The 20,875-nt window shown below is 47.1% G+C and carries 20 protein-coding genes; all 20 read left to right on the forward strand.

What is annotated here, in order from left to right; translation table 11 throughout:
- Positions 1-159: 159 nt before the first annotated feature.
- The 20 genes from mraZ to BQ9856_RS07560 all read left to right on the forward strand — a co-directional run bounded on the left by mraZ (position 160) and on the right by BQ9856_RS07560 (position 20,849).
- Entirely contained in the window at positions 160-585 is a 426-nt protein-coding gene (gene mraZ / locus BQ9856_RS07465; RefSeq protein WP_077610471.1) for a division/cell wall cluster transcriptional repressor MraZ, read from the forward strand.
- A complete protein-coding gene (rsmH, locus tag BQ9856_RS07470) occupies positions 582-1,520 on the forward strand; it encodes a 16S rRNA (cytosine(1402)-N(4))-methyltransferase RsmH (RefSeq protein ID WP_077610472.1) in 939 nt (312 codons plus the stop codon). The genes mraZ and rsmH overlap by 4 nt, the downstream gene beginning before the upstream one ends.
- A gap of 17 nt (positions 1,521-1,537) precedes the next feature.
- Positions 1,538-2,020, forward strand: a complete 483-nt coding sequence (locus BQ9856_RS07475) for a cell division protein FtsL (RefSeq protein ID WP_077610473.1) — start codon at positions 1,538-1,540, stop codon at positions 2,018-2,020.
- 40 nt (positions 2,021-2,060) lie between these two features.
- The gene (locus tag BQ9856_RS07480) at positions 2,061-4,244 is read left to right on the forward strand and encodes a peptidoglycan D,D-transpeptidase FtsI family protein (RefSeq protein ID WP_442855501.1); all 2,184 of its coding nucleotides are present in this window, start codon (positions 2,061-2,063) and stop codon (positions 4,242-4,244) included.
- A gap of 75 nt (positions 4,245-4,319) precedes the next feature.
- The gene (locus tag BQ9856_RS07485; protein WP_077610475.1) at positions 4,320-6,080 is read left to right on the forward strand and encodes a peptidoglycan D,D-transpeptidase FtsI family protein; all 1,761 of its coding nucleotides are present in this window, start codon (positions 4,320-4,322) and stop codon (positions 6,078-6,080) included.
- A gap of 86 nt (positions 6,081-6,166) precedes the next feature.
- Positions 6,167-7,135 (forward strand): phospho-N-acetylmuramoyl-pentapeptide-transferase, encoded by a 969-nt coding sequence (gene mraY / locus BQ9856_RS07490; RefSeq protein WP_077610476.1) that lies wholly within the window; start codon positions 6,167-6,169, stop codon positions 7,133-7,135.
- A 12-nt stretch (positions 7,136-7,147) separates the two neighbouring features.
- The gene (gene murD, locus BQ9856_RS07495) at positions 7,148-8,494 is read left to right on the forward strand and encodes a UDP-N-acetylmuramoyl-L-alanine--D-glutamate ligase (RefSeq protein ID WP_077610477.1); all 1,347 of its coding nucleotides are present in this window, start codon (positions 7,148-7,150) and stop codon (positions 8,492-8,494) included.
- A gap of 42 nt (positions 8,495-8,536) precedes the next feature.
- Positions 8,537-9,691: an FtsW/RodA/SpoVE family cell cycle protein gene (locus BQ9856_RS07500; RefSeq protein WP_139348670.1), complete on the forward strand. Its 1,155-nt coding sequence runs from the start codon at positions 8,537-8,539 to the stop codon at positions 9,689-9,691.
- A gap of 68 nt (positions 9,692-9,759) precedes the next feature.
- A complete protein-coding gene (murA, locus tag BQ9856_RS07505) occupies positions 9,760-11,010 on the forward strand; it encodes a UDP-N-acetylglucosamine 1-carboxyvinyltransferase (protein ID WP_077610479.1) in 1,251 nt (416 codons plus the stop codon).
- Positions 11,007-11,735 (forward strand): cell division protein FtsQ/DivIB, encoded by a 729-nt coding sequence (locus BQ9856_RS07510; protein ID WP_077610480.1) that lies wholly within the window; start codon positions 11,007-11,009, stop codon positions 11,733-11,735. Before murA ends, BQ9856_RS07510 begins: the two co-directional genes overlap by 4 nt.
- A 118-nt stretch (positions 11,736-11,853) precedes the next feature.
- Positions 11,854-13,182, forward strand: coding sequence for a cell division protein FtsZ (gene ftsZ / locus BQ9856_RS07515; protein WP_077610481.1), 1,329 nt, complete (start codon positions 11,854-11,856; stop codon positions 13,180-13,182).
- Positions 13,183-13,248: 66 nt separating this feature from the next.
- Positions 13,249-13,566, forward strand: coding sequence for a hypothetical protein (locus tag BQ9856_RS07520; RefSeq protein WP_235839173.1), 318 nt, complete (start codon positions 13,249-13,251; stop codon positions 13,564-13,566).
- 15 nt (positions 13,567-13,581) lie between these two features.
- Positions 13,582-14,517, forward strand: coding sequence for a hypothetical protein (locus BQ9856_RS07525; RefSeq protein WP_077610483.1), 936 nt, complete (start codon positions 13,582-13,584; stop codon positions 14,515-14,517).
- 253 nt (positions 14,518-14,770) lie between these two features.
- Positions 14,771-15,790: an FtsH protease activity modulator HflK gene (gene hflK, locus BQ9856_RS07530; protein WP_077610484.1), complete on the forward strand. Its 1,020-nt coding sequence runs from the start codon at positions 14,771-14,773 to the stop codon at positions 15,788-15,790.
- Positions 15,791-16,663: a protease modulator HflC gene (gene hflC / locus BQ9856_RS07535; RefSeq protein WP_077610485.1), complete on the forward strand. Its 873-nt coding sequence runs from the start codon at positions 15,791-15,793 to the stop codon at positions 16,661-16,663.
- Positions 16,664-16,736: 73 nt separating this feature from the next.
- Positions 16,737-17,594 (forward strand): methylenetetrahydrofolate reductase [NAD(P)H], encoded by an 858-nt coding sequence (metF, locus tag BQ9856_RS07540; RefSeq protein WP_077610486.1) that lies wholly within the window; start codon positions 16,737-16,739, stop codon positions 17,592-17,594.
- Positions 17,595-17,710: 116 nt separating this feature from the next.
- Positions 17,711-18,355: a vitamin B12 dependent-methionine synthase activation domain-containing protein gene (locus BQ9856_RS07545; RefSeq protein WP_442855503.1), complete on the forward strand. Its 645-nt coding sequence runs from the start codon at positions 17,711-17,713 to the stop codon at positions 18,353-18,355.
- Positions 18,356-18,425: 70 nt separating this feature from the next.
- Positions 18,426-19,157: a protease modulator HflC gene (gene hflC, locus BQ9856_RS07550; RefSeq protein ID WP_139348671.1), complete on the forward strand. Its 732-nt coding sequence runs from the start codon at positions 18,426-18,428 to the stop codon at positions 19,155-19,157.
- Positions 19,158-19,230: 73 nt separating this feature from the next.
- Entirely contained in the window at positions 19,231-20,088 is an 858-nt protein-coding gene (gene metF, locus BQ9856_RS07555) for a methylenetetrahydrofolate reductase [NAD(P)H] (RefSeq protein ID WP_077610486.1), read from the forward strand.
- Positions 20,089-20,204: 116 nt separating this feature from the next.
- The gene (locus tag BQ9856_RS07560; protein ID WP_442855503.1) at positions 20,205-20,849 is read left to right on the forward strand and encodes a vitamin B12 dependent-methionine synthase activation domain-containing protein; all 645 of its coding nucleotides are present in this window, start codon (positions 20,205-20,207) and stop codon (positions 20,847-20,849) included.
- Positions 20,850-20,875 lie beyond the last annotated feature (26 nt).

The raw sequence follows: 20,875 nt of genomic DNA on the forward strand, positions 1-20,875 counted from the left end.
GATGCAGCTAAATTAAATTGAAATTTCTTCGAAAATCTCCTTGCTATTTCCCAATAAATGTACTAGAATGAAACTACAAGTGGAGGAAAGTGGTACAAAGTGGTAGAAAATGGTGGGAAAGTGGTTTGACCCCTACCAGTGTACAAGCAGGTGATTGGTATGTTCATGGGCGAATACAATCATACAGTCGATGCGAAGGGACGTCTCATTGTCCCATCAAAATTCAGAGAGCAGCTTGGAGAGGAATTCGTCGTGACGAAGGGCTTAGACGGCTGTTTATTTGTGTATGATAATCGTGAGTGGACTGCCCTGGAAGAAAAATTAAAAAGCCTGCCGCTGACTAACACCAATGCCAGAAAGTTTTCGAGATTCTTTCTGGCCGGCGCCACCTCCTGTGAAGTGGACAAGCAGGGAAGAATCCTGCTTCCGGCAGTATTAAGAGAGCATGCAGGGATTGAAAAGGATGCAGTGCTTGTAGGAGTAGGAAGCCGTATCGAAATCTGGAGTAAGGATGCATGGACAGCAGCCAATACCTATGAAGATATGGAAGAAATTGCGGAAGCTATGGAAGGACTTGGTATATGATGTTTGAACACAAGTCAGTGCTGCTTTATGAGACCATTGACAGCCTGAATGTAAAGCCGGACGGGATTTATGTGGACGGAACACTGGGAGGAGGCGGACACGCTCTGGAAGTGTGTAAGCGTCTCGGAGAATACGGAAGATTAATCGGAATTGATCAGGATGCGGATGCCATATCGGCAGCCGGTTCGCGGCTGAAGGATTATGAAGATAAGACAACAGTCGTAAGGAGCAATTACGAAAACATACAGATGGTACTAAAAGATTTGGGGATTGAAAGGGTGGACGGAATTTACTTAGACCTGGGGGTATCCTCTTACCAGCTTGACATGCCGGAAAGAGGATTTACCTACAGGGAGGATGACGCGCCCCTCGATATGCGGATGGATCAGCGGAATGAACAGACTGCAGCCGATATCATCAATACCTACAGCGAATTTGATTTATACCGGATCATACGGGATTATGGAGAGGACAAGTTCGCGAAGAATATCGCAAAGCATATTGTAAAAGCCAGAGAAGCAAAGCCCATTGAGACAACAGGAGAATTAACGGAAATCATTAAGGAAGCCATCCCGGCAAAAGTAAGAGCAGTGGGAGGACACCCGTCGAAACGGACATTTCAGGCGATACGGATCGAACTGAATAAGGAACTTGAAGTTCTCAATAAGTCCATTGATACGATGATTGATCTGTTAAATCCGGGTGGACGTCTTTCCATTATTACGTTCCATTCCCTGGAAGACAGAATCGTCAAGACAAGGTTTCGGATCAATGAGAATCCATGTACCTGTCCGCCGGACTTTCCGGTTTGTGTCTGTGGGAAGGTAAGCAAGGGAAAGGTTATTACAAGAAAGCCCATTGTGCCTACAGAGGAAGAAATCGAAGAAAACAAACGTTCAAAGAGTTCAAAACTTCGGGTTTTTGAACGAATTTAAAGAAGGAGGAAAAGAGAGTGGCTGCAAGAAAGAATGTGCGTTCCTATCAGAATACTGCTTACGTGCAGGGAAACACTGTTCGTAAAGTCATGCCGGCCCGCATGCCGGTTCATACCCCGGATGAAGTCCGCCGTCCGTCCGTAAACCATCGGGTCAGGCGTAATCGTGAAAAAGCTTTGCAGATGGATCTGCCCTATGTTATCATGCTGACCATTGCTGCAGTCTGTACTCTCTGCCTGTGCGTGAACTATCTGCATCTGCAGTCTTCTATTACAGCCAATATTCATGGTATTGAGACTTTGGAAACGCAGCTTGAAAATTTAAAAACTGAAAATGATGCATTGGAAATGAACATTAATACTTCCGTCGATTTAGATCATGTGTATAAAGTAGCCACTGAGGAACTTGGTATGGTCTATGCAAATAAAGATCAGATCCTTCACTATGATAAGACGGAAAGTGAGTATGTAAGACAGAATGAGGACATCCCGAAACATTAACAAAAACAGGAATAACAAGAGTAAGGTATTTCCCCGTTATATGCAGGAGAAGCTGGCGATTACTGTTCTGGTAATTACGCTGGCTTTGTTTGCATTAGTTATGGTCCTTTATAATCTGATGACAAGTAAAAAGGAAGATTACAACCAGATCGTTCTATCCCAGCAGGAATATGACAGCCGTGTGATTCCCTTTAAGCGCGGCGACATTCTGGACCGTAACGGAACTTATCTGGCAACCAGTGAAAAGGTTTACAACCTGATCCTGGATCCCAAGCAGATCATGTCGGATTCGGAGGCATATCTGGAGCCCACGGTCACGGCCCTGACAGAATGTTTCGGGTATGACCGGACTGAGATCATGAACCTGATACAGGAAAAGAAGGATAAGCAGTACATACGCTATGCAAAGCAGCTCACCTATAATGATAAAGAGAATTATGAGAAATACAAGGCCGGAAAAACAGAGGAACTTAAGAAAGAGAGGCAGGCCATTAAGGGCATCTGGTTTGAGGATGAGTATAAAAGGGTATATCCCTATAATTCCCTGGGCTGTAACATGATTGGCTTTGCTAACGGTGACGGAATGGCTGGAACCGGCGGAATGGAACAGTATTATAATACGACCCTTATGGGAACCAACGGCAGGGAATACGGATACTTAAACGACGATTCCAATTTAGAGCGCGTGATTAAACCTGCCACCAACGGCAATACGGTGGTTTCTACCATGGACGCCAATGTGCAGAAAATTGTGGAAAAATACATCAATGAGTGGGAACAGCAGACGGGGAGCAAGCGGGTAGGCGTGCTTGTTATGGACCCGAATAACGGTGAGGTCCTGGCAATGGCAAATGATAAGGCCTTTGACTTAAACAATCCCCGTGATTTGAGGCCGGAGTATACCGATGAAGTGCTGCGGGAACTTGGAATCCAGGAAGCGATCGATGATTACAAGAGAAAGAATAAAGATGCGGCGCCTTTAACAGCGGAAAATGTTTCCGGGCATTATACCAATGAAGAAATCATGTCCTTCGGAACCCAGGTGGCATGGAACCAGACCTGGCGAAATTTCTGCATCAGCGATGGATTTGAACCGGGATCAACGGAAAAGATATTTACCGTTTCCGCAGCACTGGAAGAGGGTGCGATCACAGGGAATGAAACGTATGAGTGCAATAAATTCCTGGAGGTCGGAGGGCATAAAATCAACTGCGTCAGCCGGTACGGACATGGCCTGCTAACGGTGGAGCAGGGACTGATGAAATCCTGTAATGTGGTCATGATGCGGATCGCCCAGCAGATCGGAAAGGAGAAATTCTATAAATACCAGCAGATTTTCGGATTTGGTTCCAAGACGGGAATCGATCTTCCGGGGGAAGCGGATAACAAGACCCTGATCTATACTGCAGATACGGCAGGCCCTACGGATCTGGCAACCAACTCCTTTGGACAGAACTTCAGCACCACCATGATCCAGATGGCTGCCGCATATTGTTCCGTGATAAACGGAGGCTCTTATTATGAGCCTCATGTAGTAAAACAGATTCTCAATGAGCAGGGTGCGGTAATCAAAAAAGTGGATCCGGTCCTTGTAAGAGAGACGGTATCAGAATCTACCACCAAATTTATTAACGAGGCACTGTTCAAAACCGTTAATGCAGAAGGAGGTACCGGAGGCGCCGCTAAAGTTGCGGGATATAAAATCGCCGGAAAGACCGGTACAGCGGAAAAAATCCCCCGTGATAAAACCAATTACGTGGTTTCATTCCTGGGCTATGCGCCGTCGGACAATCCTCAGGTTCTGGTTTATGTGGTGGTTGATGAGCCTCATGTGGAGGATCAGCCCCACAGCACTTATGCCAGCGGGATTTTCCAGAAGATCATGACAGAACTTCTTCCTTATTTAAATATATTCCCTGATACGGATGTTGAACCCACGCTTCCTTCAGGAGAAGAGGCAAAGCTTCCGGAACAGGAAGGGATCACCAGTGAAACACAGGCAGCTTCCGAGGGTGAGACGGCTGCAGAGGAATCCGGTACAGCAGAGACAACAGGAGCCGTTCCTACCATGGAAAATGGCCAGCAGGTTCCGGAAGAGTACTTAAATCCTTCCGAGGAATTCATTGACAGGCCGGAAGGCGGGGAAGGTTCCAACCTCCCGGCCGCACTTCCGGGGCAAAGCGGACAGGACGGACAAACGGCGGAAGAAACGAAAGCCCAGTAAAGGGTGTTCCCTCAAAGGACTCATAAAAAGTTCGCAATTTCATATACTGTAACAATGAAGATGGTGGAGCAGTGTATGAATTCGAATAAAACACATCACAGAGAGAAAATAGCCATCCTGTTTTTCCTGTTATTTCTTGCCATGACAGGACTTATGGGACGGCTTATTTTTCTAATGATCTTCCGTTCCGAACATTACAGCGCCATGGCAGAGGACCTGCATGAGCGGGAGAGGACCATCAAAGCAGCCAGAGGAAATATCATTGATGCCAATGGAACTGTCATCGCCACCAACCGGACGGTCTGCACCATATCGGTCATACACAATCAGGTCAAGAAACCGGATGAGGTCGTGGCGGTCCTTTCTAAAGAACTGGGGCTTAGCGAAGAGGAAGTGCGTAAGAAGGTAAAAAAATACAGTTCAAGGGAAATTATTAAAACCAATGTAGACAAGGCTCTGGGCGACCAGATCCGGTCCTATCACTTAGCAGGTGTAAAGGTGGATGAAGATTATAAGCGCTACTATCCGTACGATACCCTTGCTTCTACGGTTTTGGGGTTTACAGGAGGGGATAACCAGGGAATCATAGGATTGGAAGTAAAGTACGAGGATTATCTAAAAGGGCTGAACGGAAAAATTCTGACCATGTCAGATGCAGCCGGCATTGAAATCGAAAATGCAGCGGAGGACAGAATCGAGCCTGTGGCAGGGCAGGATCTGTACATCAGCCTGGATGTGAATATCCAAAGATATTGTGAACAGGGCGCCTATCAGGTCATGGAGAAAAAAGGAGCCAAAAGAGTGTCGATCATAATCATGAATCCTCAGAATGGGGAAATCATGGCAATGGTGAACGCGCCGGAATTTAATTTAAACGATCCGTTTACACTAAATACCGGTTCAGAGGTTCCTGCTTCCGCAAAAGAAAAACAGGACCTGTTAAACCAGATGTGGAGAAATCACTGCATCAACGATACCTATGAGCCGGGGTCCACCTTTAAAATCATAACCGCTGCCGCAGGGCTGGAAGCCGGAGTCGTAAAACTTGACGACCATTTCTCCTGTCCGGGCTTCCGGGTTGTGGAGGACCGGAAGATCAGGTGCCACAAGGTAGGCGGCCATGGCTCGGAAACATTCCTTCAGGGAATGATGAATTCCTGCAACCCGGTTTTGATTGATGTAGGACAGCGGCTGGGTGTGGATAATTATTATAAATATTTTGAACAGTTTGGCTTAAAGGGAAAGACCGGTATCGACCTTCCGGGGGAAGCGTCCACCATCATGCATAAAAAAGAAGATATGGGTCTTGTGGAACTGGCAACGGTTTCCTTTGGCCAGTCCTTTCAGATTACTCCTATGCAGCTGATCACCACAGCTTCTTCTATCATAAACGGCGGAAACCGAATCACACCTCATTTTGGGGTGAAGTCAGTGAGCGCGGATGGGGAAGCGGTCCATACTTTTACTTATCCGGTAAAGGAAGGGATTCTTTCCCCTGAGACCAGTGAAACCATGCGTTATATCCTGGAGCAGGTCGTATCGGAAGGAAGTGGAAAAAGGGCGAAACTTGACGGATACCGGATAGGCGGAAAAACAGCTACATCCGAAAAACTGCCCCGGAGCTTAAAAAAGTATATCTCATCTTTTATAGGATTTGCACCGGCTGATAATCCCCAGGTTATTGCCCTTATTACCATTGATGAACCCCAGGGGATTTACTATGGCGGAACCATTGCAGCACCGGTAATTGCTGACATTTTTAAGAATATTCTCCCTTACTTGGGAATCGAACCAACCGAGGAAAAAACTGCATCTGCGATTCGAATCTATGGTTGATTATTCAGGCAAAAAGACGTATACTACTTACTGTGGCATAATTTCCTTAGAATAATATACCAATACATAAAATATTGAGGTGTGACATGATTAACGAAACGATTCTGGCAATCATCATAGCATTTGCTATCAGCGCCATGCTGTGTCCCATTGTAATACCATTTCTTCACAGGTTGAAATTTGGCCAGGAGGTCCGTAAGGAAGGGCCGGAGAGCCATTTGAAAAAACAGGGAACCCCGACTATGGGAGGGCTCATCATATTAACCAGCATTATCATTACGTCGCTTTTCTATGTGAGGGAATATCCGAAGATCATACCCGTGCTTTTCGTAACGGTAGGATTTGGTATTGTTGGATTTCTTGATGACTATATCAAGATCGTGATGAAGCGTTCCGAAGGGCTCACTCCTGTTCAGAAGATGGCGGGACAGTTAGTCATCACAGGCATCTTTTCCTATTATCTGCTTCATTCAAAGGATGTAGGAACGGAGATGCTGGTTCCCTTTACCGGAGGTTTTGCCAATGGACTGTATATGAATCTGGGAATATTATTCGTACCGGCGGTATTTTTTATCGTAATAGGGACTGACAACGGCGTAAATTTCACCGATGGCTTAGATGGGCTTTGCACCAGCGTGACCATTCTGGTGGCAACATTTTTGACCGTAGTAGCCATTGGAGAGAATACCGGCATCAGTCCCATTACCGGTGCGGTTGTGGGAAGCCTTTTGGGATTCCTGCTGTTCAATGTCTATCCTGCGAGAGTGTTCATGGGGGATACCGGTTCCCTTGGCCTCGGAGGATTTGTAGCTTCCAGCGCCTTTATGATGCAGCTCCCTGTTTTTATTGCCATAATCGGATTCATTTATTTGATTGAAGTATTATCAGTCATCATTCAGGTGACATATTTTAAAAGAACAGGCGGGAAGAGATTTTTTAAGATGGCCCCCATCCACCACCATTTTGAACTTTGCGGCTGGTCGGAAACACGGGTGGTGGCCATATTCGCAATTGTGACAGCAGTTCTTTGCCTGCTTGCATACCTTGGATTATAGGAGAGAAATCATATGAGTCAGAAAATATTAGTTGCCGGCAGCGGAAAAAGTGGTATCGCCGCCTCCGGGATGATCCTTAAGACGGGCGATGAAGTGATTCTTTATGACAGCAATGACGCCCTGAATCGGGACGCGCTGTTAGGCCAGTTTGAAGGAGAAGGAAGGGTTACCGTTTTGCTGGGGGAGCTTAAGAAAGAGGACATTATGGACGTAAGCCTGTGCGTCATCAGTCCCGGGATTTCTTTGGATGCCCCTTTTGTTTCTGTTTTAAAAGAAGCGGAGATTCCCGTCTGGAGTGAGATCCAGCTGGCCTATCATCACGCAAAGGGAAAGCTGGCTGCGATCACAGGAACCAACGGTAAGACAACCACTACGGCCCTTACCGGGGAGATTATGAAGGCATACTATGATCAGGTCTTCGTGGTGGGGAATATTGGGATTCCATATACGGAAGAGGCGTTAAAGACCGGGGAAGATTCCGTGACCGTAGCAGAGATCAGCAGCTTCCAGCTGGAGACGATTACGGATTTTAAACCGGATGTCAGCGCCATTTTAAATATAACGCCGGATCACTTAAACCGTCATAAAACCATGGAATGTTACATAGAAGTGAAGGAAAGCATTACATCGAACCAGAATTCACTGGATTCCTGTATTTTAAATTATGATGATTCTGTTTTGCGGGAGTTTGGTAAAAATATGAAGCCCAGGGCCGTTTATTTCAGCAGCCGCCAGACGCTGGACGAGGGCTACTGCATGGATGGGGATAAGATTATCCGGAATCATGACGGCGAACGGACTGAGATCGTGAATGTCCATGATTTACAGCTCCTTGGCCGCCATAACCATGAAAATGTAATGGCTGCTGCCGCCGTATCGGTTGAGATGGGGGTCCCGATGGAGGTGATCCGGAAGGTGATCTGTGAGTTCAAGGCAGTGGAGCATCGGATCGAGTTCGTCACGGAAAAGGCCGGAGTGAAGTATTATAATGATTCCAAGGGTACCAATCCCGATGCAGCGATCCAGGCGGTGAAAGCCATGCCGGGTCCTACGCTGCTCATTGCAGGCGGCTACGATAAGAACTCCGAATACGATGAATGGATCGAATCCTTTGACGGAAAGGTGAAATACATGGTTCTCCTGGGGCAGACCAGAGAGAAGATTGCTGAGTGTGCAGTCAGACATGGGTTTACCAATGTGATGTATGCGGAAGATATGCAGGAGGCGGTAAGAGTCTGCGCTTCCTATGCCAACAAAGGGGATTATGTGCTCTTATCTCCGGCCTGTGCCAGCTGGGGGATGTTTACGTGCTATGAAGAGCGCGGCCGGATATTCAAGGAGTGTGTCCATAATCTGTAAAGATTTTCCGGCATTGGAATATGGATGGCGAGGAGGAATGATATGGCGGAAAAAAGGCCGGTGAAGAAAAAGAATAGACCACGCCGTTTTTATGATTACAGTCTTCTGTTTACCGTAATTTTCCTGACTGTTTTCGGACTGGTCATGATATACAGTTCCAGTTCCTATGCAGCTCAGTTTAATTATAATAAGGATGCCTCTTACTTTATGATGAAACAGGCTAAGATTGCTATCTTAGGCTTTGTAATTATGATTATCATATCGAAAATGGATTATCGCTGGTATTCCCGGTTTGCCGTATTCGCCTATGTACTTTCCTATGTACTTATGATAACCGTATCCCTTATTGGGAAAGAGGTGAACGGTAAAAAAAGATGGCTTCCTTTGGGCCCCCTGTCCTTTCAGCCCACGGAGTTTGTCAAGATTGCCCTGATTGTCTTGCTGGCTGCCCTGATTGTCCAGATGGGAAAGAACATCAATACGAAAAATGGTGTGGCCCTTATTATTGTGCTGACCCTTCCCATTGCCGGGATTGTAGCGGCCAACAACTTAAGTTCCGGTATTATCATTGTGGGAATTGCTTTTGTCATGCTGTTCATAGCCTGTAAGAAAAAATGGCCGTTTTTTGCCTGCGGCTTTGCAGGAGTGGGTCTGTTAGCTTTTGCCGGGCCCATAGCTACTGTTTTGGAGAAGCTCAATATCCTCCATGATTATCAGTTGAGCCGTATTCTGGTATGGATGGAACCGGAGGCTTATCCGTCCACCGGAGGCTATCAGGTACTGCAGGGGCTTTATGCCATAGGGTCCGGAGGTCTGGTAGGCAGAGGGCTGGGAGAAAGCATTCAGAAGATGGGGTTTGTTCCGGAGGCACAAAACGACATGATCTTTTCCATTATCTGTGAAGAGCTTGGGCTGTTTGGGGCGGTTTCTGTCATTCTGATATTTCTTTTCATGATCTACCGCTTCATGCTCATTGCGGATAATGCGCCGGATTTGTTTGGAGCCTTGCTGGTTGTGGGCGTTATGGGGCATATCGCCATACAGGTTATCTTAAACATAGCGGTTGTAACCAACACCATACCAAATACCGGAATTACCTTACCTTTTATCAGTTACGGAGGAACATCGGTCCTCTTTCTGATGGTGGAAATGGGCATGGTTTTGAGTGTTTCTAACCAGATACGGCTGGAAAAATAATGGGATATGAAACCATTCTCTCACTTTTGACATAGGATAGTATATAAGAAGCCATGGGAGGTACCGGATTGTCAGTCATACAGGTCCAGGGGTTACGATCCTTAAAAGGTGAGATAAAAATTCAGGGTTCTAAGAATGCTGTTCTGCCTATGATGGCAGCAGCGGTTCTCCATAAAGGTACAACAGTGATTCATAACGTCCCCAGGATACAGGATGTGTTCTGTATGCTGGGGATACTTGAGCGTATTGGCTGTATTTGCTGCCTTGACAGCAACTCTTTAACGATCGACGCGGCAACTCTAACTCAGACGGAGATCCCGGAAGAATATATAAAAAGCATGAGATCTTCCATCATGCTGTCCGGCCCGCTGTTAGGGAGGTTCGGGAATGCGGTTACCAGCTTCCCCGGGGGCTGCTCCATAGGGCAGCGGCCAATCGATCTGCATCTGTCGGCCTTCCGGACTCTTGGGGCTGTGATCGAGGAGAAGGGTGATAAGCTTTTGGCGTCCGCAAAGCTGTTGATGGGCGCCGATATTTATTTTCCTTTTCCCAGCGTGGGAGCTACGGAAAATGCTTTGCTGGCCGCTGTTTATGCGGATGGTGTAACTGTGATTCATGGAGCGGCAAAGGAACCGGAGATCACTACGCTGTGTGAATTTTTAAACAACATGGGTGCCAAAATACATGGAGCCGGGACCTCCAGACTGGAGGTTACGGGCGTAAAGGAACTTCATGATTCTGAATTTACTGTAACAGGCGATCGGATTGTTGCAGGAACTTACTTAACAGCTGTGATGGCGGCAGAGGGAAGTATCATAATGGAGGGAATCCGGCCGGGGCATTTAACGGCTGCCCTTTCTCTTGCGGAAAAAATGGGAGCGGAGTTAAAGCAATATGAAAACCGGCTGGAGGTGTCCATGAGAGGGCGTCCCGATGGTGCAGACGTTGTGACAGAGCCTTATCCTGGTTTTCCTACAGACTTACAGTCACAGGTAATGGCAGTCATGGCATCGGCCCGTGGGACCAGCCGGATAGAAGAAACCATCTTCGAAGGGCGTTTTGGAACCGCAAAAGAGTTGCAGAAGCTTGCGGCAGATATTATAATAGAGGGAAAGCGGGCTGTCATTCATGGACTGCATCCTTTAAAGGGAGGTTCTGTAACCGCAACCGATTTACGGGGCGGTGCGGCCCTTGTCGTTGCGGGGCTGGCATGTGAGGGCGTCACTAAGATTTATGAATGCCATCATATTGAACGCGGATATGAAGACATATGCCGGGATTTAAGCAGCCTTGGCGCGGCAATCAGAGGGATGGAATGAAAGACTTAAAAAAAAGCAGAAGAAAGATAAAATTTGGAATCGCGGCAGCGGTGATCTTGCTTGTGACCGTCATTTTTCTGTCGCTGCAGATCAAAGAGATTACGGTGACCGGCAATAAGAAGTACACATCAGAGCAGATCGTTGACCTTCTGTTTAAAGGCGGTTGGGACCGGAATGCGGTTTTCTGCCTCTTTAAGGACCGTTTCAGGGAGCATGAGCAGATTCCTTTTGTAGAAGATTACAAGATCGTATTCTTGAGCCCGGTAAAGGTGGAAGTGATCGTATATGAGAAATCGGTAGTCGGTTATGTCTCCTATATGGGCAGCTACTTATATTTTGATAAAGACGGAATCATCGTGGAAAGCTCCAGCGGAAAACTTTCCGGAATTCCATGGATCACGGGGCTGAAGTTCGGGCATATCGCCCTGCACCAGCCCCTCCCGGTGGAAAACAGCAGGATTTTTGATGAAATTCTTACCTTGACCCAGCTGTTATCCACTCATGAAATTCCGGTCGACCAGATCCAGTACGATTCCCATGGGTATGCGACTCTGTTTATGGGAGATATCAAAGTGTTTCTAGGAAGCAATGACCAGATGAACGGTAAAATTTCAGAACTGAAGGACCAGCTGCCTGTTTTAGGAGGACTGTCGGGCACACTGTATCTGGATACTTATGATGAAGCGGAAACGGCAACTTCCTACCGGTTTGTGAAGGATAAATGAATTTACATTATTTGCTTGGAATTTTGTTCAAAAAATGGTTGATATTTTTGTGAAAATCAAATATTATATTAATTAGGTCTATACAGTAAGCTGTTTATGGTTAAAGGAGGATATAATCTTGTTAGAGATTAAGATAAATGAGGCGGACAGTGCCGCAAGGATTCTGGTGATCGGTGTAGGCGGTGCCGGAAACAATGCGGTTAATCGAATGATAGATGAGAATATAGCTGGTGTGGAATTTCTTGGAATTAATACGGACAAGCAGGCATTGCAGTTCTGCAAGGCGCCGACTGCCATGCAGATCGGAGAGAAATTAACCAAAGGTCTTGGTGCAGGCGCGAAGCCTGAGATGGGCGAAAAGGCAGCGGAAGAGAATGCGGACGAGCTGGCTCAGGCCATGAAGGGTGCCGATATGGTATTCGTTACCTGCGGCATGGGAGGCGGTACAGGTACCGGAGCAGCTCCTGTTGTGGCCAAGATCGCAAAGGATATGGGAATTCTTACCGTCGGCGTTGTGACAAAGCCCTTCCGTTTTGAAGCAAGGACCCGTATGACCAATGCGATTGCAGGGATTGAGCGTTTGAAAGAAAGCGTTGATACCTTAATTGTGATACCCAATGACCGTTTGCTGGAAATCGTGGACAGGCGCACGACCATGCCGGATGCGTTAAAGAAGGCGGATGAAGTCCTTCAGCAGGCCGTACAGGGTATTACGGATTTAATTAACGTTCCGGGACTCATTAACCTGGATTTTGCGGATGTTCAGACAGTTATGACGGATAAGGGCATCGCTCACATCGGTATTGGCAGAGCGAAAGGTGATGAAAAGGCTCTGGAAGCTGTGAAGCAGGCAGTATCCAGTCCGCTGCTCGAGACTACCATTGAGGGTGCTTCCCATGTCATCATTAACATTTCCGGCGATATCAGCCTGATTGAGGCCAATGAGGCTGCCAGCTATGTTCAGGAGATGGCAGGAGATGATGCCAACATTATCTTTGGTGCCATGTACGATGAGAATGCCCAGGATGAAGCGAGCATTACCGTGATTGCTACCGGGCTGGACATGCAGGCCGAGACTCCTGTATCCAAGGTCATGACAAATTTTTCCAATCCTAACTATAAACAGCCAAAAACAGCGGCTGCAGCTCAGAACCAGACCGTGAATCAGGAAGCAGCAGCTACGGCAGCAACACCTGGATACAATCAGAACTATAATCCGAATTATGGAAATGCAAACTATTCCAATCCAGCTTATAATAATAATCCGAATACCAATAACCAGAATTATGGAAACCCGAATTACGGAGCAGGCGGCTATACAAAGCCAAATTATGCGGGTCAGAATAACGCGCAGGGTGCTTCTCAGGGATCGGGACAGCCATACCGCCCTACTGTAAATAAAGAAGTGCAGATCAATATTCCGGATTTTTTGAGAAATAAGAGATAAAATATAACAGGATACATAATGAGGCAGGTTCCTATGAACCTGCCTGTTTTTGAAAGGAGTGGCAGGATGTCTAAGAATGAACAGGATTGGGAGCTGTCCGATGATTACTACTTAAGCAGGGAAAATGAAAAGAAGCTGTCTCTGGAAGATTTTATTACTGAGTCTGATTTGGAACCGGATAGTCCGGATCCATCCGATGAATTGTTAAAGAAGACGATCGCAGATGTACATCAGGTACTTACTTTGGCACAGGAAGGAAATAGCATTGCCCGGATTGTTTCCATTACCGGCCTTGAAGAGAAATATGTTTATGAAATCCAGGTTTGCGCCCAGGGGTTCCGGGAGGATGATGAAATAGCCGTAGCTCATCTGGTGCTGGGATAAGAGGGGGAAACTACGATGATGAAAAAGATTTGTACGGTTTGTGAGCTTCCGGTTAATGAGGTGAATTACTGTACCCGGTGTAAGCGGCTGGTCCGCCGGCCTGTCATGTGGGAGGTCGATTATTATTTAAATGAGAGACACACGGCTTTTGAAGAAACTGTCATGCCCTCCAGCCATAGATCGCCCCAGCCTTCCATCCCCCGGGAAAAAAGAGGACGGAAGGGTTTCTTTGCGACTATGGCAGGTATCCTTGCTGCGATTATTTTTACTAATTTGATGCCAAAGGTCTTTGACCAGGCCGGACGGATCCTGAATGGGTATGACAGCTATGAAACCGCTGTTCCATACGATGATTCCGGTTATGCGGAGTTTGAGGAAGAGGAAGTGAGAGCCGCCGGAGAACGCTGTACCGGTTATGACCATTTTCCGGCTGACGGGAAGCAGATCGCGGATTCCATGTGGCAGTTTCTAAACGGATCGGACTATGGATATCAGGTGGAATTGGGAGATGCTTATTCCGATAATTATGAATTCCAAGAAGAGGAAGGCCCCATCACCTATTATGAGACCATAGCAGGTTTCTCTTTAGAGGACGAGATAACAGGCCGGCTGGAGCCTGATGATGAGAATTACATATTCCAGTATATTGATATCAATTATGATACAGCTACCGGAGAGCTTCACGATTATGTCTCGACTCTGAAGGATCCGGAGGCTTCCCTTGCGTATTTAGAACAATTTCTGAAGCTTACAGAAGCATCAGCCGGAATTTCCCCGGAAGAAAGCAGCGTTCCGGACATCATGGAGCAGGCCAGAGCGGGGATCACACAGGAAAACGGAGCGTTTATACTGGAGGGGCTGTTCTATATCAACTTCTATCAGGTAGATGAAGAAATGAGGATCTATGTTACCTACAACAATCCTCAGGAGACGGAAAATCAGGAAACATGAGCAATTTATGAAAAATGGAACGGTTTTTTATTGACAAATTTCGTCAAATCTGATATAATCACATCAATCGTAAAAGGGAGTAGCTTCCAGCCGGCCGGTTGGATAAGATTGCGTCAGAACGATAAAGCGATTTATCCGCATACTTATGAAATGTGCAAGACTTTTATCAGTACCGTTTGTGGTATTGATAGGAGTCTTTTTTTTCTTTTACGAGAGCATAGAATAGAGGATAAGAATAGAAAGGTGGAACGTTATGGAAACAGTTGATCCAAATAGGAAAGAGAGATGGAAAAAAGTCAGGGGGCTTATGAAAAAATCAGGGATTGCAGCTGCTTTGCTGGTGGCGGTTCCTGTTATCGGCTTTGGTTCTGTCTATAATATTCAGGAGCAGGAGCAGGCAGTCCTGACCACACTGGGAAGTGCAAGAGCGGTTGCAGAGCCGGGTCTTCATTTTAAGGTACCTTTTATACAGAAGGTCAGTAAGGTCAATACAACCATTCAGGGATTTGCTATCGGATATGACCCGAATGATAATGAAAGCAAGGAAGAGGATTCTCTGATGATCACCCAAGATTATAACTTTGTTAATGTGGACTTTTTCGTGGAATATAAGGTTGCAGACCCGGTTAAGGCGGTTTATGCGTCAGAAGACCCTTTGCTGATCCTGCAGAACATTACAAAAAGCTGCATCCGTACGGTAATTGGAAGCTATGACGTGGACTCTGTACTAACTACAGGGAAGAACGAAATTCAGTCCAAGATAAAGCAGATGATAGTGGAAAAGCTTGATCAGCACGATGTAGGGCTGACCGTCATGAATGTGACCATCCAGGATTCAGAGCCGCCGACAACGGAAGTCATGGAAGCGTTTAAAGCAGTGGAAACGGCAAAACAGGGAAAAGAAACTGCCATCAACAATGCCAATAAATACCGAAACGAAAAGCTTCCGGAAGCCACGGCCCAGACGGATAAGATCCTGCAGGATGCAGAATCCGCAAAGGCACAGAGGATCAATGAGGCCAATGCCGAAGTGGCGAAATTTAAGGCCATGTATAACGAATATATAAAAAATCCGGAAGTGACCAGAAAACGTATGTTTTATGAAACCATGGAGGATGTGCTTCCAAAGATGAAGGTTATCATTGATGGAACCGATAAGACCAGCACCATCCTTCCTCTTGACAGTTTTGTAAGCGGGAATGCAGGGGCAGGAAATGACTCTGAAAGTGAGAAGCCGGCAGAAACGGGCAGTGCGGGAAAGGAGAACCAGTAAATGAAAAAAAATTGGAAAAAGGCAGCCGGAACTATTGCAGTACTGGCGGTTATTATAGTATTATTAGGTTCAGTTGTAGTGACAAATGAAAATGAATATAAATTAATCCGTCAGTTTGGACGTGTGGAGCGGGTGATCGGTACGGCCGGAGTTTCTTTAAAGGTCCCGTTTATCCAGACTGCGGATACCCTGCCAAAGCAGATCCTGGTTTACGATCTGGCGGCTTCGGATGTGATCACAATGGATAAGAAGACCATGTTAAGCGACAGCTATGTTTTATGGCGCATTGAGGATCCTTTGAAATTTGCCCAGTCCCTTAACTCCTCCATTGCCAATGCAGAGGGGAGAATTGACACGGTGGTTTATAATTCCGTGAAGAATATCATCAGCAGCATGAATCAGAATGATGTGATCAGCAGCCGGGATGAGGAGCTTTCCCAGTCCATCATGGACAATGTGGGCGATAATATGGATCAGTATGGTATAAGGCTTCTGGCAGTGGAGACAAAGCGTCTGGACCTTCCGGCGGATAATAAAGCTGCGGTTTATGAGCGCATGATTTCTGAGAGGGATAAAATAGCCGCTACATTTACGGCGGAAGGGCAGGCAGAAGCCCAGAAGATACGAAATACCACAGACCGGGAAATAGCCATCAGCATTTCCGATGCCCAGGCCCAGGCTGCCTCCATAACTGCAGAAGGGGAGGCGGAATACATGAGGATCCTGGCAGAGGCATACAATGACCCGCAGAGGACAGACTTTTACGCTTTTGTCCGTTCTCTTGAAGCAGCCAGGACTTCCCTGGCCGGAGACAATAATACGCTTATTCTTCCGGGCAATTCACCCTTAGCCCAGATATTCACGGGACAGTAAACAGTTGCGGGAAGCAGTTTTTTGTGTTAAAGTGGTAACTGATAAAAGAAGGGAAAGATAGGAGATAGGCAGCATGAAAATAAAAGACATACTGAGTCAGGGAAAGCCAACGTTATCCTTTGAAGTATTTCCACCGAAAACAGAGGATAAATATGAATCCGTGGAACGGGCAGCAGCAGAGATTGCAAAGCTGAAACCGGCTTTCATGAGCGTTACGTACGGGGCAGGCGGAGGAACCAGCCGTTATACCGTGGATATAGCCTCCACCTTACATCATAATTACCATGTGACGGCCCTGGCTCATCTGACCTGTGTGTCTTCCACCAAGGAAAAGGTCCGTCAGGTCCTTGGTGAGTTAAAGGCAGAGGGGATTGAAAATGTACTGGCGCTCCGGGGAGATATCCCTGCGGATGCCCCGGCCGAAAGGGAGTACCATTATGCCTCGGAACTGATCAGGGAGATCAAGGAAGCGGGAGATTTCTGCATCGGTGCAGCCTGCTATCCGGAAGGCCATGTGGAGTCTGCGAGCAAGACCGTTGATATGGATTATCTGAAGCAGAAGGTGGAAGCAGGCTGTGATTTTGTCACCACCCAGATGTTTTTTGATAATAATATATTATACAATTATTTATACCGCATCCGGGAGAAAGGAATCACAGTTCCGGTCGTTGCGGGAATCATGCCTGTGACCAACGTAAAGCAGATAATCCGAAGCTGTCAGCTTTCGGGAACCTATCTGCCGGCCCGGTTCAAGGCCATTGTAGACAGGTTCGGGGATAATCCGGCGGCAATGAAGCAGGCGGGGATTGCCTACGCCACGGAGCAGATCATTGACCTTATCGCCAACGGAGTGGAGGCTATCCATGTTTATTCCATGAATAAGCCGGATGTGGCGTTAAAAATCAAGGAGAACCTTTCTGAGATACTGTGATGAATGAAAAAAGGGTTCGGCTCCGTGAAAAGGGCTGGGCCCAATTTTAACGGAATCAAGCAGCGAAGCGGATTGCGAATATCCGCTTGACAACCATTTGATACGGAGGGATGGAAATGGAGATCAGCCGCAGGGAAATCCGGAGATATCTGGGATATGGGATAAATGAAGGGGATGAAACGGTAAATGCCCTGATCGAGGAATGCTTAAGGGAGCTTACGGCTGCGGCATCTCCCAAAAGCATAAGCCGGGCATACCCGTTAAAGCTTCTTCCGGAAGACGGGATTGATTTCACCGTATTTCAGGCGAAAAGCAGGAATTTAAGCCGGAATTTAAAGGATTGCGGTCAGGTGATCCTATTTGCCGCAACTCTGGGAACCGGGGTGGATGTGCTGCTGCATAAATACACAAAGCTTCAAATGAGCAAGGCTGTTACCATGCAGGCAGCAGCAGCAGCCATGATTGAGGAATATTGTGATGAAGAAAACCGGATATTAAAACAGGAATATGAAGCCAGGGGGCTTTATTTAAGGCCAAGATTCAGCCCGGGCTACGGGGACTTTCCTCTAGAATGCCAGAGAGACATAACGGCAGTCTTGGAAACGCCGAAGAGGATCGGTGTGATGCTGACAGACAGCCTTCTGATGACGCCGTCCAAATCCGTTACCGCGGTGATGGGGGTAAGCGGGAAGCCTTACCGCTGCGAAGTAAAAGGGTGCGAGGAATGTGCAAAAACAGACTGTGCTTACCGGAGAAATTAAGAGTAACAGAAACAAAGGGAGGATCGTATGACAGCAATTTTAGAAGAGATAAAGAAGAGGATCGTATTTTTTGACGGCGGAACGGGAAGCCTTCTGCAGNATCCAGACTGCGGATACCCTGCCAAAGCAGATCCTGGTTTACGATCTGGCGGCTTCGGATGTGATCACAATGGATAAGAAGACCATGTTAAGCGACAGCTATGTTTTATGGCGCATTGAGGATCCTTTGAAATTTGCCCAGTCCCTTAACTCCTCCATTGCCAATGCAGAGGGGAGAATTGACACGGTGGTTTATAATTCCGTGAAGAATATCATCAGCAGCATGAATCAGAATGATGTGATCAGCAGCCGGGATGAGGAGCTTTCCCAGTCCATCATGGACAATGTGGGCGATAATATGGATCAGTATGGTATAAGGCTTCTGGCAGTGGAGACAAAGCGTCTGGACCTTCCGGCGGATAATAAAGCTGCGGTTTATGAGCGCATGATTTCTGAGAGGGATAAAATAGCCGCTACATTTACGGCGGAAGGGCAGGCAGAAGCCCAGAAGATACGAAATACCACAGACCGGGAAATAGCCATCAGCATTTCCGATGCCCAGGCCCAGGCTGCCTCCATAACTGCAGAAGGGGAGGCGGAATACATGAGGATCCTGGCAGAGGCATACAATGACCCGCAGAGGACAGACTTTTACGCTTTTGTCCGTTCTCTTGAAGCAGCCAGGACTTCCCTGGCCGGAGACAATAATACGCTTATTCTTCCGGGCAATTCACCCTTAGCCCAGATATTCACGGGACAGTAAACAGTTGCGGGAAGCAGTTTTTTGTGTTAAAGTGGTAACTGATAAAAGAAGGGAAAGATAGGAGATAGGCAGCATGAAAATAAAAGACATACTGAGTCAGGGAAAGCCAACGTTATCCTTTGAAGTATTTCCACCGAAAACAGAGGATAAATATGAATCCGTGGAACGGGCAGCAGCAGAGATTGCAAAGCTGAAACCGGCTTTCATGAGCGTTACGTACGGGGCAGGCGGAGGAACCAGCCGTTATACCGTGGATATAGCCTCCACCTTACATCATAATTACCATGTGACGGCCCTGGCTCATCTGACCTGTGTGTCTTCCACCAAGGAAAAGGTCCGTCAGGTCCTTGGTGAGTTAAAGGCAGAGGGGATTGAAAATGTACTGGCGCTCCGGGGAGATATCCCTGCGGATGCCCCGGCCGAAAGGGAGTACCATTATGCCTCGGAACTGATCAGGGAGATCAAGGAAGCGGGAGATTTCTGCATCGGTGCAGCCTGCTATCCGGAAGGCCATGTGGAGTCTGCGAGCAAGACCGTTGATATGGATTATCTGAAGCAGAAGGTGGAAGCAGGCTGTGATTTTGTCACCACCCAGATGTTTTTTGATAATAATATATTATACAATTATTTATACCGCATCCGGGAGAAAGGAATCACAGTTCCGGTCGTTGCGGGAATCATGCCTGTGACCAACGTAAAGCAGATAATCCGAAGCTGTCAGCTTTCGGGAACCTATCTGCCGGCCCGGTTCAAGGCCATTGTAGACAGGTTCGGGGATAATCCGGCGGCAATGAAGCAGGCGGGGATTGCCTACGCCACGGAGCAGATCATTGACCTTATCGCCAACGGAGTGGAGGCTATCCATGTTTATTCCATGAATAAGCCGGATGTGGCGTTAAAAATCAAGGAGAACCTTTCTGAGATACTGTGATGAATGAAAAAAGGGTTCGGCTCCGTGAAAAGGGCTGGGCCCAATTTTAACGGAATCAAGCAGCGAAGCGGATTGCGAATATCCGCTTGACAACCATTTGATACGGAGGGATGGAAATGGAGATCAGCCGCAGGGAAATCCGGAGATATCTGGGATATGGGATAAATGAAGGGGATGAAACGGTAAATGCCCTGATCGAGGAATGCTTAAGGGAGCTTACGGCTGCGGCATCTCCCAAAAGCATAAGCCGGGCATACCCGTTAAAGCTTCTTCCGGAAGACGGGATTGATTTCACCGTATTTCAGGCGAAAAGCAGGAATTTAAGCCGGAATTTAAAGGATTGCGGTCAGGTGATCCTATTTGCCGCAACTCTGGGAACCGGGGTGGATGTGCTGCTGCATAAATACACAAAGCTTCAAATGAGCAAGGCTGTTACCATGCAGGCAGCAGCAGCAGCCATGATTGAGGAATATTGTGATGAAGAAAACCGGATATTAAAACAGGAATATGAAGCCAGGGGGCTTTATTTAAGGCCAAGATTCAGCCCGGGCTACGGGGACTTTCCTCTAGAATGCCAGAGAGACATAACGGCAGTCTTGGAAACGCCGAAGAGGATCGGTGTGATGCTGACAGACAGCCTTCTGATGACGCCGTCCAAATCCGTTACCGCGGTGATGGGGGTAAGCGGGAAGCCTTACCGCTGCGAAGTAAAAGGGTGCGAGGAATGTGCAAAAACAGACTGTGCTTACCGGAGAAATTAAGAGTAACAGAAACAAAGGGAGGATCG

The organism is Clostridium sp. Marseille-P2415, assembly GCF_900155545.1.
Taxonomy (GTDB): Bacteria; Bacillota; Clostridia; order Lachnospirales; family Lachnospiraceae; genus Lacrimispora.

Coding starts and splice junctions, on each gene's coding strand:
- mraZ (WP_077610471.1), top strand. CDS start 160: ATGTTCATGGGCGAATACAATCATACAGTCGATGCGAAGGGACGTCTC.
- rsmH (WP_077610472.1), top strand. CDS start 582: ATGATGTTTGAACACAAGTCAGTGCTGCTTTATGAGACCATTGACAGC.
- BQ9856_RS07480 (WP_442855501.1), top strand. CDS start 2,061: ATGCAGGAGAAGCTGGCGATTACTGTTCTGGTAATTACGCTGGCTTTG.
- BQ9856_RS07485 (WP_077610475.1), top strand. CDS start 4,320: ATGAATTCGAATAAAACACATCACAGAGAGAAAATAGCCATCCTGTTT.
- mraY (WP_077610476.1), top strand. CDS start 6,167: ATGATTAACGAAACGATTCTGGCAATCATCATAGCATTTGCTATCAGC.
- murD (WP_077610477.1), top strand. CDS start 7,148: ATGAGTCAGAAAATATTAGTTGCCGGCAGCGGAAAAAGTGGTATCGCC.
- BQ9856_RS07500 (WP_139348670.1), top strand. CDS start 8,537: ATGGCGGAAAAAAGGCCGGTGAAGAAAAAGAATAGACCACGCCGTTTT.
- BQ9856_RS07510 (WP_077610480.1), top strand. CDS start 11,007: ATGAAAGACTTAAAAAAAAGCAGAAGAAAGATAAAATTTGGAATCGCG.
- BQ9856_RS07520 (WP_235839173.1), top strand. CDS start 13,249: ATGTCTAAGAATGAACAGGATTGGGAGCTGTCCGATGATTACTACTTA.
- BQ9856_RS07525 (WP_077610483.1), top strand. CDS start 13,582: ATGATGAAAAAGATTTGTACGGTTTGTGAGCTTCCGGTTAATGAGGTG.
- hflK (WP_077610484.1), top strand. CDS start 14,771: ATGGAAACAGTTGATCCAAATAGGAAAGAGAGATGGAAAAAAGTCAGG.
- hflC (WP_077610485.1), top strand. CDS start 15,791: ATGAAAAAAAATTGGAAAAAGGCAGCCGGAACTATTGCAGTACTGGCG.
- metF (WP_077610486.1), top strand. CDS start 16,737: ATGAAAATAAAAGACATACTGAGTCAGGGAAAGCCAACGTTATCCTTT.
- BQ9856_RS07545 (WP_442855503.1), top strand. CDS start 17,711: ATGGAGATCAGCCGCAGGGAAATCCGGAGATATCTGGGATATGGGATA.
- metF (WP_077610486.1), top strand. CDS start 19,231: ATGAAAATAAAAGACATACTGAGTCAGGGAAAGCCAACGTTATCCTTT.
- BQ9856_RS07560 (WP_442855503.1), top strand. CDS start 20,205: ATGGAGATCAGCCGCAGGGAAATCCGGAGATATCTGGGATATGGGATA.